Consider the following 14,814-nt stretch of genomic DNA (forward strand, 5'->3'; position numbering starts at 1 on the left):
GCTATCGTTGATTCACTCGATGAACGGTTTCGAGCAAAAGCGGCGAAAATTTTTCGACATAGTCTTCACGCGTCCATTCGCTTAACGACCCCGAAATGTGAATGGACGCCACTGGTACGCCGCTGGCGTCAAGAACAGCGGCGCCCAGCGCAATTTCGCCGTACGCAATTTCTTCCAGCGCTACCGCGTAGCCATTTGTCTTGGCCAAAGCCACTTCTTTTTTGACCTGTTCTTTATCGGTAATCGTTTTAGCCGTGAAGGAAATCAGATCAGAACGGGCCAAAATCTCGTCAACCACCGTACTGTCAAGCTTGCTCAAGATGGCTCTTCCCCCGGCGGTGCAGAACACGGGAACCCGCCGCCCTATCAGCGACGAAAAATAATATTCCATTTTTGCTTGATGTCGCATGACATACACCAGCGTCGTATCGTCAAACAAACTAAGACTTATTTTTTCTCCGGTTGCGCGGCACAAGTTGATGATCAGTGGGTTGATCGATTCGACCAAGCTGTTGGCGCGTAAAAACTGAAACGCTAAATCAAGCACCTTTTTCCCCAGTTTGTAGCGCTTCGTCTTTACGTTTTTTTCCAGATAGCCGAGCTGCAGCAAGGTATGGGTAAAGCGTTGCACACTGCTTTTTTCCAGGCCGGAAATTGTGACAAGCTCCGTGAAGCTCAGATCGCCCCGGGACTTCTCAAAACATTGCAATACGTGTAGCGCCTTCCCAACTGACGCAACATTTAGCGAGTCGACCTTCATTGTTTTCCCTAATTGACCGATGGAAGGAATGCCCTTATTCTAATATCAAATATCACATACCAATATTTTATATTGTATTTAGATAAAAACCTCACAGTAAAGGCACTGTAATGACCGACAACACACCGTCAATCACCGAATGGTTGGCTAGCCAGCATGAAAACATGCTTGCGCTGCTTGAAGACCTGGTGAACATAGATTCCAACAGCTACGACAAACCGGGAATCGTCGCGGTGTTCGAACGCCTCCAAACATTTTTCGGCACGTTCGACGTAAAAGTTACCTGGCACGAGCACGAAGGCGTCAAGAACGCTATTTCGGTGGAAATTCCAAGCCAACAAGACCCGAATAAAAAAGCCATCATGCTAATGGGCCATTGCGATACGGTCTACCCCAAAGGCGAAACACAAAAACGTCCCTTCAAGATCGTTGGGGAACGTGCCTACGGACCGGGCGTTGCCGACATGAAGGCGGGCATTGCAATGAACGCCTTTATCCTGGCCGCCTACGCCAAATTCGGGGGTACTCACTCACCGCTTATCGGTCTCTTTACCAACGACGAAGAAATCGGATCACCGACCTCGAAATTCATTATTGAAATCTTCGCCAAAAAGGCCGGCACGGTATTCAACTCCGAGCCTGGACGCGCCAATGGCGACGTCGTCACGGGCCGCAAGGGCGGCGTATTTCTCGAACTGGAAGTTTTCGGCAAGGCCGCCCATTCTGGCGCCAACTTTTCTGAAGGCATAAGCGCCATCAATGAACTGTGCCTGAAAGTCATAGAGCTAAACAAACTCACTGACCTCGAAAAAGGCATTACGGTGAATGTAGGCCTGATTTCAGGGGGGCAATCAGTCAATACCACGGCTCCTAATGCGCGTGCGGGGATTGATTTACGCATTTTCAATCTTGAAGAACGTGAAAACGCCGTGAAGGCGATCACGGCCATTACGCAGCAAAGCTTCGTAAATGGAACCAGATCAGAATTGAAAATCATCGGAGAGTTCAGGCCTTTCGTCCAGACGCCTGCATCGACGCACCTTTATAAGCTCTACCGCGAATCGCTACAAACGCTTGGCCATAATGCCGGTGAGCAATTCAGCGGCGGATGCGCCGACTCGGGAATCACATCAAGCCTTGGATGCACAACCCTGTGCGCGACGGGCCCGGTGGGGGGCAAGCCGCATACACCCGATGAATACATGGAGGTCAATACCTTCGTTCCAAGATCTCAAGCTATTGCGCTGACCATTTCAAAACTGCCCGCCTGACCTCACGCACCAGGCAACACATACACTTATGGCGTCATAGGAAACATCCGCATGAACAACAGCACCGGCATCCGTTTTAATCGACAGCTTCTCAAGTCCGCCTGTCTGGCGTTAGGCCTGACTTTCACGCCACTCGCATCGACAGCGGCAGACTCATATCCATCCGGGCCCGTGTCAATGATGGTGCCGTACCCCGCAGGCGGTCCCAGCGACGTCAGCGCCCGCATCCTAAGCGGACCTATCAGCGCAGCATTGGGCCAGCAAGTGGTGGTCGAGAACATGGGCGGGGCCACCGGCACGATTGCCGCGACGAAGGTACTGAATGGCAAGCCGGATGGATCCGTGTTTTTCCAAGGTACGCAAAATGAACTGATTCTTCCGCCTCTTACCAATAAAGCTATTCGCTACGAGCCGGAAGAATTTGAGAGCCTCCAGCCCATTACCGTTACCCCACTGGTATTGCTGGTGCGTGCGGGCTTGTCGGTGAACACTCCCGACGAATTTTTGAAGCTTGCCGCACAGAAAACCACCGCTGACTCGTTGACGTACGGGACCGTCGGGGTGGGTTCGCTTTATCACCTGATCACCGAGCGCATGGCTACGGTTGCCAAAGTGCCGCTGACTCATGCGCCATACAAGGGTACTGCTGCAGTGGTCCAGGACCTGTCCGGCGGACAAATCGATTTTTCGATTATGCCGTTCCAAGCGTCCATGAAAGAAATGGCCAAAAGCGGTCGTATCAAGATCATTGCAGTCATGTCCAAAGACAAACCAAAAATCCTGGCGGACTTTCCCAGCATCACCGAAACGGATGCGCTTAAAGACTTCGATTACGCGAGCTACGCGGGGTATTTCGTGAAGAAAGGCACACCGAAGGAAATCAGCCGGACGTTGAACAAAGCTATCGGCGTAGCGCTGAAGGACCCTGAAGTCATCGCCAAACTGGAAGCCGATGGACGTACGGTGGCCAAGCCGATGACTCTCGAAGAGGCCCAAGCCGCCTACGCGGTCGAGATCGGAAAGTACAAAGACATCATCAAGACCACTGGCTTCCAGCCCACCAACTAGTCATACACCGGACGCTGGGGTCAAGGGCGGGTTATCGCAGCAATAGCCTCCCATCCGCCCCCCAGCGCGGCGATCAATTGCACGCTGGCGACCAGCCTGTCGGCCGTCAGCTGCAATGCCGCCCGTTCAGTACTCAACGCGGTCGTCTCGACCTGCACCACACTCAGATAATCGATCAGGCCGGCATCGTACTGATTTTGCGTCAGCCGCAGCGACTCGCGGGCCGAGGCCAACGCCCGGCCCTGCGTGATCTGCTCCTGACCCAGCACATGCAATTGCACCAGGAAATCCTCCACCTCGCGCAGCGCCGTCAGGACGGTCTGGCGATAGGCGGCGACCTGGGCATCATAGCCGGCTCGCGCCTGGTCCAGCTGCGCCTGCCGGGCGCCGCCGTCGAATATCGTCAATGCCAAGGCGGGCCCCAGCGACCAGAAGCTGGCCGGCGCGGTCAACCATTGTGCCCACTGGCCACTGCGAAAACCGGCCTGCGCGCTAAGCGTAAGGTCCGGAAACCAGGCCGCCTGGGCAACGCCTATCTGGGCGTTGGCTTCGGCGGTACGGCGTTCCGCCGCCGCCACGTCGGGACGCCGCTCAAGCAACTGCGAGGGCAAACCAACGGGAATGGCGGGCACTGTGCCAAGAATCTCGGACGTATTCAGCGCAAATGCGGAAGGCGGCTGCCCGGTCAGCACGGCGATCGCATGCTCGAGCTGGGCGCGTTGCCAATCCAGCGCCAGCAACTGTGTGCGGGTATTTTCCAGTTGCGTGCGCGACACCGCCACGTCGGCCGGCGCCGCGATGCCGGCAGCAAGGCGGTTCATCGTCATGGTAAGCGAGCGCTCGTAGGCCGCGACCGTCTGCTGCAACAGGCGCTGCTCGGCATCCATGACCCGCAGCCTGAAATAGGTCTGCGCCAATGTCGACTGCATGCTCAACCTTGTATTGGCAACGTCCGCAGCTGAAGCGTCCAGGCTGGCGCGGCTGGACTCCACGCTGCGACGCACCTTGCCCCATACATCCGCTTCCCAGCTGACATTGCCGCTCAGTGAATACTGGTTGCTGGGGTTGCCACTGCCGAAGGACTCGGATCCGGTACTGGATCCGAGTCTGTCGTCGCTGCCGCTGCCGGATCGGGTACCCGATGCCGATGCTCCCAACGTGGGAAAGAAGGCCGACCTGGCCGACTGCAATAAAGCCTGTGCCTGCCGGTACTGGGCCTCGGCCTGCGCAATACTGAAGTTCGACGTTTGCAGCGTATCCATCAGGCCACCAAGAACGGGGTCGTTGAATAAACGCCACCAGTCACCGCGCAGCAGCTGGTCGCTGGGCTGGGCCGGGACCCAGCCATCAACGGCCGCCGGCCCCCCGCTGGCATATTCTCCGCCGGCCAGCCCCCCTTGCGTAGCAGGCGTCGCCTGCTTGTAGGCCGCACCCACTTCCAGGCCAGGCCGACGGTAGTCAGGGCCCACCGTACACGCGCCCAGCAAGAGTAAGACGCCGCATGCCGCCCAGGGCCGGAGTCGTGGCGTCGTAGAGGTCATACGAAATGCGAACATAGTCATGGACTCAAGGTACCTTTTGTCTCGTACAAGGCAGGCGGCCTGCGCTTACGGTTGGCCCAGAGGCGGAAGCGATCCAGGTACAGATAAACCACCGGCGTGGTATAGAGCGTCAGAATCTGGCTTAGGATCAGCCCGCCTACGATCGTGAGGCCCAAGGGCCGGCGCATTTCCACGCCAGCTCCTGAAGCCAGTATCAGCGGCAAGGCACCGAACAGGGCCGATATGGTCGTCATCATGATGGGGCGGAAACGTACCAGGCAAGCCTGATAAATGGCCTCGCGCGAGGACAGCCCATCGTGCCGTTCGGCCATCAGGGCAAAATCGACCATCATGATGGCATTCTTTTTCACGATACCGATCAACAGGAATACCCCGATCAGGGCGATCAGGGTGAACTCCTCGCCCAGCAGGATCAAGGCCAGCAACGCCCCGATTCCTGCCGAGGGCAGCGTCGACAGGATCGTGATGGGATGCACATAGCTTTCATACAGTATGCCCAGCACGACGTACATGGTCAGCAATGCGGCAAGAATCAGCCAGGGCATCTGACCCATGGACTCCTGCATGGCCTGGGCCGTGCCCTGGAAGCCCGCCTGTATTTGCTGGGTCGGCAAGCCTATGCGAGCCACGGCAGTATCGATGGCTTGGGTTGCCGCTTCCAGCGACACGCCCGGCGCCAGGCTGAACGACACCGACTCCGCCGCGAATAAGCCTTCATGGTTCACGCTGAGGGGCGCGTTGCCCACCTCGAAACGGGTGAATGCCGACAGCGGGACGCGGTTGCCTTCTTTCGTCACCACCTCCACGCGTTTCAGCGACTCGGCATCCTGCGCGTACTGTTCCTCCACACCCATGACGACGTGATATTGATTCAAGGGCCCATAGATGACCGACACCTGTCGCTGACTGAATGAATTGTTCAGCGTCGAGGCAATCAGCGCCATGTCCACCCCCAACCGCGTCGCCGCATCGCGATCGATGACAAGCTCCACGCGCCTGCCCTTGTCCTCCACATCGGTGTCGACATCGACCAGCTCCGGCAGCGATGCCATGGCGCGCTGCACGCGGGGCAGCCAGGTCTTGAGCAAGGTCAGGTCGCTGCCCATCATCGTGTAGTCATAAGACCCGGCGCTGCTCTGGCGCCCGCCCACGAAGATATCCTGCTGGGGCACCAGCGTCAGGCGCGCCCCCGGCACACCCTGGAACTTGCCGCGTAAGCGATTGACGACGTCATTGGCGCTGACATCGCGCTCGGACAGCGGCTTGAGCTGGATCTGCATGAAGCTGGAGTTGCTGCCACCGCGCCCCCCCGCATAGCCGCTTACGCTTTGAATTGCGGGATCCTGAAGCAGCGTCTGCCTGAACCGGTCCAGCTTGGGAAGCATGGCATTGAATGAAGTGCCCTGGTCAACCCGGAAAAAACCCAACAGTTGACCCGTGTCCTGTTGCGGGAAGAAACCTTTGGGCACCGCCGCGTACAGGTAGAAGTTAAGCCCTATCGTGGCCAGCAGCAACAGCAACATAATGCGTCCATGCGCAAGAGACCACGCCAGCGAACGCTTATACCCGCTCCAGAACCGATGACCCATGGCCTGGAATGTCCGCGTCAGCATGCCGGCGGAACGAGGCTTGTGCTCGCTCCGGGACCGCAGCATGTAGGCGCACATCATGGGAGTCAGCGTAACCGACAGCACCAATGAGACCAGAATGGATACGGACAGCGTAACGGCAAACTCCCGGAACAGCCGTCCTGGCAAGCCGCTCATCAGCAGCATGGGGATGAACACGGCCACCAGTGACAGGCTCATGGCGAGAACGGTAAAGCCGACTTCCCGCACGCCGCGGATAGCCGCGCGCAAGGGTGGCACGCCGCGCTCGATATGGCGCATGATGTTCTCGAGCACCACGATGGCATCGTCGACCACGAATCCCGTGGCAACGATCAGGGCCATCAAGGAGATCGTGTTCAAGGTGTAGCCGAACCACAGCATGAGGCTGAACGTGGTGATCAAGGATGCGGGTACGGCGATGGCCGGAATGAGCGCCGCGCGCCAATTTCGAAGGAACAGCAACACCACCAGCACGACCAGAATGACGGCAATGATCAAGGTGAGCTCCGCCTCGTGCAGGGAGGCGCGAATACTGGGGGTCCGGTCCTGCGCGACCGTCAGTGTCACGTCGGCTGGCAACATGGCCTCGAACGCGGGCAACTGGTTGCGGATGGCATCGACTGTCTCGATGATATTGGCGTCAGCCTGGCGCCTGATGACCAGCAGCACGGCGCGCTGCTTGTTGAAAAAACCGGTGTTGAACAGATTCTCGACAGAGTCCTCGACCTTGGCAATGTCCTGGACCCGTATCGGCGACCCGTCGCGCCAGGCCACGATCAGCGGCCGGTATTGCGCCGCCTTGGTCAACTGCCCCCCCGAACTGACTTGCCAATGATAGGCGTCATTCTCCACCCCGCCGTTGGGCCGCATGGTATTGGCGTTGAATAGCGCCGTACGCACCTCGTCCAGCGACACGCCGGCGCTGTTCAGGGCTTGCGGATTGAGGCTTACGCGTATCGCGGGCAGCGAGCTGCCGCCGACTTCGACCTCGCCCACGCCCGGCACTTGGGAAACTTTCTGGCCCAGCACCGTGGACGCCAGGTCATACAAGCGCCCCTGCGTCGACGTGTTGGACCTCAGCGCCAGCACCATGACCGGCGCTGACGCCGGATTGACCTTGTGATACGTCGGATTGTTGCGCAGGCTGGAGGGCAGCATGCCCCGGGCCGCATTGATGGCCGCCTGTACATCACGTGCCGCGCCATTGATATCCCGGTCCATATCGAACATCAGGAAAATGCGTGTCGACCCCTCGGAGCTGCGCGAGCTCATCTCCGAGACGCCCGCTATGGCGCCCAGGGACTGCTCGAGCGGCGTCGCTACGCTGGATGCCATGGTTTCGGGACTGGCGCCTGCCATGCTGGCCGACACGGAAATCATGGGGAAATCCATTTGCGGCAGCGGCGCCACAGGCAGATAGAAATAGGCCAGCCCACCCGTCAGCACCAGGGCCACGCACAGCAAGGTCGTGGCCACCGGGCGCATGATGAACAGGGTGAACCACCTCATGGAGAGGTCTCCACGCGGCGGGGTCCGACCCGGCGGTAGGCCTTGAATCGCCGCGCGATGTTATCGAACATCAAGTAGATGACCGGCGTTGTGAACAAGGTGAGCACCTGGCTGCACAACAGACCACCCACCATGACCAGGCCCAGCGGCTGACGCAGCTCGGAACCGGAGCCAGTGGCCAGCATCAATGGAATCGCGCTGAACAGCGCCGCCAGCGTGGTCATGAGGATGGGACGGAATCGCAGCAGGGCCGCTTCGTGTATGGCGGCCCGGGGACTCAACCCACGCTGGCGCTCGGCATCCAGCGCGAAGTCGATCATCATGATGGCGTTCTTCTTCACGATGCCGATCAACAGAATGATGCCAATAATTCCGATCATGTCCAGGTCCGAACCGGTAATCAACAAGGCCAGCAGCGCGCCGACCGCCGCCGACGGCAATGTGGAAAGAATGGTGATGGGATGTATATAGCTTTCATACAGTATGCCCAGCACGATGTACATCGTTGCCACCGCGGCAAGTAGCAGCCACAAGGTCGATGACAATGACGACTGGAAGGCCTTGGCGGCGCCCTGGTATTTCAGCTCGACGGATGCGGGCATCCCGAGCGCTTGCTGCGCCACGGCTATGGCCTCTACCGCGTCCGACAGCGCAACGCCGGGTGCCAGGTTGAACGAAATGGTCGTGGCCGGGAATTGCCCCAGCCGCTCGATGGACAACAGCGCATCGCGCTGGCTGATCTGTGCCAGGCTGCTGATCGGCACCGGTGTGCCGGAGGCCGTGGGCACGTAGATCTGTGCCAGCGCCTGTGGATTCTGGCGAAACTGCGATGCCACCTCCAGCACCACACGGTACTGGGTAGACTGCGTAAAAATGGTGGAAATCAGGCGCTGGCCAAAAGCATCGTACAAGGCATCGTCGATCGCCGCATTGCTTACGCCCAGACGGGCCGCCGCGTCACGGTCTATGCTCAATATCGTTTGCAGTCCATCGCCTTGCAAGTCGTCCACGACATCGACCAGTTCGGGCAGCGCCTGCAAGGCATCCACCAGGCGCGGCGTCCATTCAAGAAGCACGGCGTGATCCGGCTCGGACAAGCTCATCTGGTATTGCGTACGACTGATGCGGTCATCCACCGTAAGGTCTTGCACGGGTTGCATGAACACCTGAATACCGGAGAGTGACTCCAGGTCTTCTCCCAGGCGCCGAATGATCGTCGGTGCACTATCGCTGCGCTCTGCCAAGGGCTTGAGCGCGATCTGCAGGCGCCCGGTATTCAAGGTGGCGTTGGTGCCATCTATACCGATGAATGACGACACCGCCGCCACATCGGGGTCCTTCAGTATGCGGTCAACGGCCAATTGCTGGCGCTGCGCCATGGAACTGAACGACACGGTCTGCGGCCCCTGGCTGATGGCCTGGATCAGGCCGGTGTCCTGCTGGGGAAAAAACCCCTTGGGCACTACCACATAAAGCAGTCCGGTAAACACCAGCGTGCCCAGGGCGACCCATAAGGTCGCCCGCTGATGGGCCAACACCCAGATCAGACCGCGGTCATAAGATCCGACCAGCCGGTCCATGGCGGCGCCTGACCAGCGCTGGAAACGCCCATACTTCATTTCCGATTCCGGCTTGAGCAAGCGTGCGCACATCATGGGCGTCAGCGTCAGCGAGATCGCGAGCGACAGCAGTATGGCGACGGCCAGCGTAATGGCAAACTCGCGAAACAGGCGGCCAATCAGGTCGCTCATGAATAGCAGCGGAATGAGGACCGCAATCAGGGATAAAGTCAGCGACACCAGCGTGAAGCCGATTTGCGAGGCGCCCTTCAGGGCGGCCTTCATGGCACTTTCGCCCTTCTCGATATGCCTTGCGATGTTCTCGATCATGACGATGGCGTCGTCCACGACAAAGCCGGTGGCCACCGTCAGCGCCATCAGCGTCAGGTTGTTCACGCTGAAGCCTGCCAGGTACATGATGCCGAAGGTTCCAACCAGCGACAACGGCACCACCACGCTGGGAATGAAGGTCGCCGTCCAGCTGCGCAGGAACACGAAGGTAACCAGCACCACCAGCGCAATGGCCAGCAGCATTTCGATCTGCACGTGGTCGATCGAGTCGCGTATGGTCTGGGTGCGGTCGGTGGCCACGACCACGTCCACACCCGCGGGCAAGGCCGTTTTCAGCGACGGCAGCAAGGCCAGCACCTCATCCACAACCTCGATGACGTTGGCGCCGGGCTGCCGCTGGATATTCAGCAAGATTGCCGGAGTCTTGCCTATCCAGGCCGCCTGGCGCGTATTCTCGGCATCCTGCCTGGCCTCGGCCACGTCGCGCAAGCGCAATGGCGCGCCATTCTCGTAGGCCACGATCAACTGCTCGTAGTCGGCAATAGTCTTGAGTTGATCGTTGGCATTGATGGTGGTGGAACGCTCCGGCCCGTCGAGGTTGCCCTTGGGCTGGTTCACATTGGCGCCGGTGATGGCGGTGCGCAGACTGGCCAGGGTGAGGTTATGCGCCGCCAGCGCCCGCGGATTGGCCTGAATGCGCACTGCCGGACGTTGCCCGCCCGCGATGCTGACCAGCCCTACGCCGGAAATCTGCGACAGCTTCTGGGCCACCCTTATGTCGATCAGATCGCGCACTTCGTACAAGGGCAGGGTCGGAGACGTGACAGCCAGACTGATCACGGGCGTATCGGCAGGGTTGACCTTGTTGTAGATCGGCGGTGCAGGCAAGTCGTTGGGCAGCAGGTTGGACGCGGCGTTGATCGCCGCCTGCACTTCCTGCTCGGCGACGTCCAGGGCCAGGCCCAGATCGAACTGCAGGGTGATCACCGACGACCCGCCTGAACTCGACGACGTCATCTGCGTCATGCCCGGCATCTGCCCGAATTGGCGCTCAAGCGGTGACGTCACCAGCGCTGTCATGACATCGGGACTGGCACCCGGGTACAGCGTGGTTACCTGGATGGTGGGATAGTCGACCTGCGGCAAGGCCGACACCGGAAGCAGCCTATAGGCCAGGATGCCGGATATAAGCAGCGCCACCATGGCGAGCGTGGTGGCAACCGGCCGCAAGATAAAAAGGCGCGAAAGATTCACGACCCGTCCTTAATGTGCGCTGGGTGGGCTGGCGGCCGGCGCTCCGGCGGCCGGCGCACCGGCGGCCGGCGCTCCGGTCTGGGGTGCGCGCGCCTTGAGTCCCGCGCTGGCGTCAGGGCCCCCAGGTGCCGCCGCTGTGGCGCTCACGACCTCGACCTTGGCACCCTCGCGCAACCGATCCAGCCCTTCAACCACCACGCGCTGGCCGGCCGAAAGGCCGGATGCCACCGCCACCCGTTTTTCATCGACCCGGCCGATGACTATGGGCTGCACGTGTACCTTGCTTTCATCGTCGACCAAATAGACGAAGGCACCGATGGAGCCCTGCTGCACGGCCATGGTGGGCACAACCAATGATTCGGCAGTGCCGACTCGCAGGCGCACATTGACAAATTGATTCGGAAACAGGGATTCATTTTCATTGGCAAAGCGCGCCTTGAGCTTTACGGTACCTGTGGCGACATCAATCTGGTTGTCCAGAGCCATCAAGTCACCCGTGGCGATCTTGCGTACGTCGTCCCGGTCGTACAACTCGACCGCCAGCGTCTGGCCACCACGGATCTTCTCCAGGACATCGGGCAATTGGGCCTGCGGCAAGGTGAACATGACCGAAATAGGCTGCGTTTGCGTGATGACCACGAGACCGTCGGTGTTGGAAGCGTTGATCATGTTGCCCTGGTCGAGCTTGCGCAAACCCAGCCGTCCTGAAATCGGCGCAATGATGCGCGTGAAACTCAACTGCAACGTTGCACTGTCGACGGCAGCCTGATCGCTCTTGCGCGACCCCAGGTACTGCTGAACCAGTGCGGCCTGAGCGTCCACTTGCTGCTTGGCAATGGAATTCTGCTTGAACAGCAATTGGTAGCGCTGCAAGTCGCGCTGCGCATTCTGCAACTGGGCCTCATTCTGTTTTTGCTGACCCAATGCCTGGTCCAGTTCGACCTGATAGCTGCGCGGATCGATCTGCGCCAGTAGATCGCCTTCCCGTACCTTTTGGCCGTCGGTAAAGGCTATTTTCTGCAGCTCGCCATCGACACGACTGCGCACGGTAACGGTATTGAATGCCGTCACCGTGCCTATCGCCTTGAGCGTATAGTCGATGGGACCGGTTTCCACCGTGGCCAGCCTGACGGGAACCGCCATGGCGGGAGGCATTCCACGTCCAGCCGATATTCCAGCTTGCTGGCCCGGAGCTGATGGACTCTTGACGAAAAACCAATAGCCGCCAGCGATCGCTAGCACCAACACAATTAGCCAGGGCCATCGACCGCGCCTGGGTCGATACGGTTCGGAGCTTGATTCCGACATGCACAGTTCTCCGGTTAACACGAAACAGCCGCCATTTTCACCGATCGGAGCGCTGACGGGCGTCGAAATCCTGGATTTGTAATGCAACGCAACAACAATTTATGCCAGGCCTGTTTGCATCAGGCGAAGTCATTTGCCGTATACGCGCGATGGGAAGGAGTCGTGAGGCAGCGCGGGCGCGGTTAGCCAGGGAGAAACGACAGTGCTGCGGCACCGGACCTAAAGGTTACAGCGGGCCAATTTGAAAGGTACATCGTCGGTGATGGGTTGGGGCTTGAGGTCGCTGTCCTGCCTGGCGAATCGAACCCAGATCACATATTTATTCGCGCTCATTTCGGGGAAGACGTCCAGACCGGCGTCCACCCATACCCTCAAGAGCTGGAAGACCTTGCCGCCCAGCATGTCCTGGTAGGCGCCCTGACGCGCCACCGCATCGACCACGTCGCCGGAATCCCGCAGCAACCGCAGAATGAGCGCAAGGCCCTTATACAAAGGCATGAAGGTCATGATCCATTGACGCAGGTTTTCGGAACGCGCCTCGGGCGGCTTGATTTGCCAGGAAAAATAGGAAGGCATGTCGACCTGGGAAGATCCCCCGGGTACCGACACGCGCCCCCGCAGGCTGGCGAGCCATTCGTTGTCACGTAGTTCCTGCCCCACCCTGCCTTGCGCGCCGAGGTTGGCGGCTGCCGACTGGATCTCGGCAAGCATGGCATCGAGCAATTGCACGTCCACGCCGGGATGCTGCCTCAGCGCACCGAGCGCTGTGCGCTGACGTTCGAGGTCTTGGAGGATGGCACCGCGCAGGTCGGTTCGATCGCAGATATCGAGCAGGTCGAATAGCGTCGCCACCGCAATGTGATGATAATGCGCGTCGATGCCTTTGGCGAAAAAAAATAGCCTGTCGAACAAATGCTCGACCCTTAACAGGGACCGAACCCGTTCATTGCAGGGATATTCATAAAGAATCACGCGACCAAGAACCTTTTCAATTTAAGTGGGGCTGGTGGTTGAAAATTTACCGGATGCTTGTTGGGCCAGGGCGCACCAGCGCAGGTGCAGCTCCCAAGCGCGACGTTCGAGGTCCTCGACCTTGGTCTGCCCGTCGTTCAACACCACATCGTCAGCCACGGCCAGGCGGGCCTCGCGCGACGCTTGAGCGGACATAATACGCCCAATAGCCTCTGTCGTCAGCCCGCTGCGGGCCTTCACACGGGCGACCTGCGTTGCCGGATCGCAGTCGACTACACAGATGCGATCGACCTGGTCGCGCCACCGACCCGATTCCACCAGCAACGGCACGACAAAAACAAGATAACATCCTTGTGCCGATTCGGCCCTTCGTTTTGTAACGGATCCTATCAGCGGATGTATGATCGCTTCGAGCTGACTGCGAGCCTGCGGGCTCGCGAACACGAGCTCGCGCATCGCCTCACGGTCCAGCGCGCCGGTGGGAGCAATGACATCGGGGCCAAAATGCTGACGGATGGGCTCGATCGCCGCACCGCCTGGCGCAGTAAGTTCGTGGGCGATGACATCGGTATCCACGATGGCGGCGCCCCATGAAGCAAAGAAGTCCGCAACACGGCTTTTGCCCGAGCCTATGCCTCCGGTCAGTCCTATCTTCAACATGATCGAATACCTTTACTCCGAAAATACCAATGTAACCTACGTCCGGTGTGGATGGATGCAGTCTGCATGGATGCGGTCTGCATGGACGCGGTCTGCACGTGCCGCGCCCGGGTCGGCATGAACCCGGTCGGTGTCTGTATGGTTATACCGGTACGTGGCAGGGGCTGTCAGAATAATCCGGTCAGGAAAGGTCCGGTCAGGAATGTCCCCGTCTGTCCCGATTCGAACAGCAGTGAAGCCGTTCCGCTGGCTGCCAGGAACGGTCCGAATGGATAGGCCCCCTCGGGGGTCAGGGAACGCTGGCGCAGCATGGCGAACAGAATAGCGGCAAGGCTCGACGCCAACAGAACCATGGCCAGCGGACGCCAGCCCAGCCATGCACCCAGAGCAGCCAACAGCTTGAAGTCTCCGTAGCCCATGCCATCATGCCCGCTAAGACACTTGAAGGCCGAAAACAGCAACCACAGGAAACCGTAACCCAGCATGGCGCCGGCTACGGCATTGTGCAGTCCGACGCCGTAGCTACTCCAGGCTAGCGCCAAGCCAGCCCACATCAATGGAAGCGTCAGCGCATCGGGTAGCAGCCGCGTATGGGCGTCGATCAAGGCCAGCATCAGCAGCGTGGCGGTGACAACGGCCAGACAGAAAAAAAACAACGAGTAGCCATGCGTCTGGTTCAGGACGGCAAAACAAACAGCCATGAGCAGCATGCAACCGGCCACGATCTCTTGCTTTGCGATTGGACGGCGAGGATGCGGGACAATTCCCTGGCCCGGAAAGCGCCGCAGAGCGTTCGCCAGCGCCCTGCGCAGGGTGGCCGGATCGGGCTCGCCCCCGGCAGAGAGCATGGCAACATAGGCATCTGCCGCCCGGGCGCAATAGGCACCGGTCAATGCACCCAAGGCGGCCGCCGTCAACTGAGCCGACACCGCGTAAAGAGTCACGTGCATAAACCATGCTCACACGTAATATACCGGCGTTGCCGGGGTT

General features: G+C 59.5%; 10 protein-coding genes. 2 read left to right on the forward strand and 8 right to left on the reverse strand.

The window, feature by feature from the left end; genetic code table 11:
• Nucleotide 1: 1 nt before the first annotated feature.
• Nucleotides 2-760 (reverse strand): IclR family transcriptional regulator, encoded by a 759-nt coding sequence (locus CR155_RS18010; RefSeq protein ID WP_102071419.1) that lies wholly within the window; start codon nt 758-760, stop codon nt 2-4.
• 110 nt (nt 761-870) lie between these two features.
• Between CR155_RS18010 and CR155_RS18015 the strand changes: the two genes are divergently transcribed.
• Nucleotides 871-2,031 (forward strand): M20 family metallopeptidase, encoded by a 1,161-nt coding sequence (locus CR155_RS18015; protein WP_102071420.1) that lies wholly within the window; start codon nt 871-873, stop codon nt 2,029-2,031.
• Between the two features lie 51 nt (nt 2,032-2,082).
• Nucleotides 2,083-3,099 (forward strand): Bug family tripartite tricarboxylate transporter substrate binding protein, encoded by a 1,017-nt coding sequence (locus tag CR155_RS18020; RefSeq protein ID WP_102071421.1) that lies wholly within the window; start codon nt 2,083-2,085, stop codon nt 3,097-3,099.
• 20 nt (nt 3,100-3,119) lie between these two features.
• On the opposite strand, the gene CR155_RS18025 is transcribed toward CR155_RS18020, so the two are convergent.
• The 7 genes from CR155_RS18025 to CR155_RS18055 form a co-directional block, all read right to left on the reverse strand.
• Nucleotides 3,120-4,655 (reverse strand): efflux transporter outer membrane subunit, encoded by a 1,536-nt coding sequence (locus CR155_RS18025; protein WP_199171816.1) that lies wholly within the window; start codon nt 4,653-4,655, stop codon nt 3,120-3,122.
• 2 nt (nt 4,656-4,657) lie between these two features.
• The gene (locus CR155_RS18030) at nt 4,658-7,780 is read right to left on the reverse strand and encodes an efflux RND transporter permease subunit (protein ID WP_102071422.1); all 3,123 of its coding nucleotides are present in this window, start codon (nt 7,778-7,780) and stop codon (nt 4,658-4,660) included.
• Entirely contained in the window at nt 7,777-10,884 is a 3,108-nt protein-coding gene (locus tag CR155_RS18035) for a multidrug efflux RND transporter permease subunit (protein ID WP_102071423.1), read from the reverse strand. Before CR155_RS18035 ends, CR155_RS18030 begins: the two co-directional genes overlap by 4 nt.
• A 9-nt stretch (nt 10,885-10,893) precedes the next feature.
• Nucleotides 10,894-12,192: an MdtA/MuxA family multidrug efflux RND transporter periplasmic adaptor subunit gene (locus CR155_RS18040; RefSeq protein ID WP_102071424.1), complete on the reverse strand. Its 1,299-nt coding sequence runs from the start codon at nt 12,190-12,192 to the stop codon at nt 10,894-10,896.
• A gap of 219 nt (nt 12,193-12,411) precedes the next feature.
• The gene (gene zapD / locus CR155_RS18045; RefSeq protein ID WP_102071425.1) at nt 12,412-13,164 is read right to left on the reverse strand and encodes a cell division protein ZapD; all 753 of its coding nucleotides are present in this window, start codon (nt 13,162-13,164) and stop codon (nt 12,412-12,414) included.
• A gap of 21 nt (nt 13,165-13,185) precedes the next feature.
• On the reverse strand, nt 13,186-13,824 hold the full coding sequence (gene coaE, locus CR155_RS18050; protein ID WP_102071426.1) for a dephospho-CoA kinase: 639 nt from the start codon (nt 13,822-13,824) through the stop codon (nt 13,186-13,188).
• A 167-nt stretch (nt 13,825-13,991) separates the two neighbouring features.
• Nucleotides 13,992-14,774: a prepilin peptidase gene (locus CR155_RS18055; RefSeq protein WP_102071427.1), complete on the reverse strand. Its 783-nt coding sequence runs from the start codon at nt 14,772-14,774 to the stop codon at nt 13,992-13,994.
• Nucleotides 14,775-14,814 lie beyond the last annotated feature (40 nt).

The sequence above is a fragment of the Pollutimonas nitritireducens genome (assembly GCF_002849615.1).
In the GTDB taxonomy this organism is placed as follows: Bacteria; Pseudomonadota; Gammaproteobacteria; order Burkholderiales; family Burkholderiaceae_B; genus Pollutimonas; species Pollutimonas nitritireducens.

Excerpts from the sequence above, each read along its gene's own strand:
- CR155_RS18010 (WP_102071419.1), bottom strand. The coding sequence starts at position 760 with ATGAAGGTCGACTCGCTAAATGTTGCGTCAGTTGGGAAGGCGCTACAC.
- CR155_RS18015 (WP_102071420.1), top strand. The coding sequence starts at position 871 with ATGACCGACAACACACCGTCAATCACCGAATGGTTGGCTAGCCAGCAT.
- CR155_RS18020 (WP_102071421.1), top strand. The coding sequence starts at position 2,083 with ATGAACAACAGCACCGGCATCCGTTTTAATCGACAGCTTCTCAAGTCC.
- CR155_RS18025 (WP_199171816.1), bottom strand. The coding sequence starts at position 4,655 with ATGTTCGCATTTCGTATGACCTCTACGACGCCACGACTCCGGCCCTGG.
- CR155_RS18030 (WP_102071422.1), bottom strand. The coding sequence starts at position 7,780 with ATGAGGTGGTTCACCCTGTTCATCATGCGCCCGGTGGCCACGACCTTG.
- CR155_RS18040 (WP_102071424.1), bottom strand. The coding sequence starts at position 12,192 with ATGTCGGAATCAAGCTCCGAACCGTATCGACCCAGGCGCGGTCGATGG.
- coaE (WP_102071426.1), bottom strand. The coding sequence starts at position 13,824 with ATGTTGAAGATAGGACTGACCGGAGGCATAGGCTCGGGCAAAAGCCGT.
- CR155_RS18055 (WP_102071427.1), bottom strand. The coding sequence starts at position 14,774 with ATGCACGTGACTCTTTACGCGGTGTCGGCTCAGTTGACGGCGGCCGCC.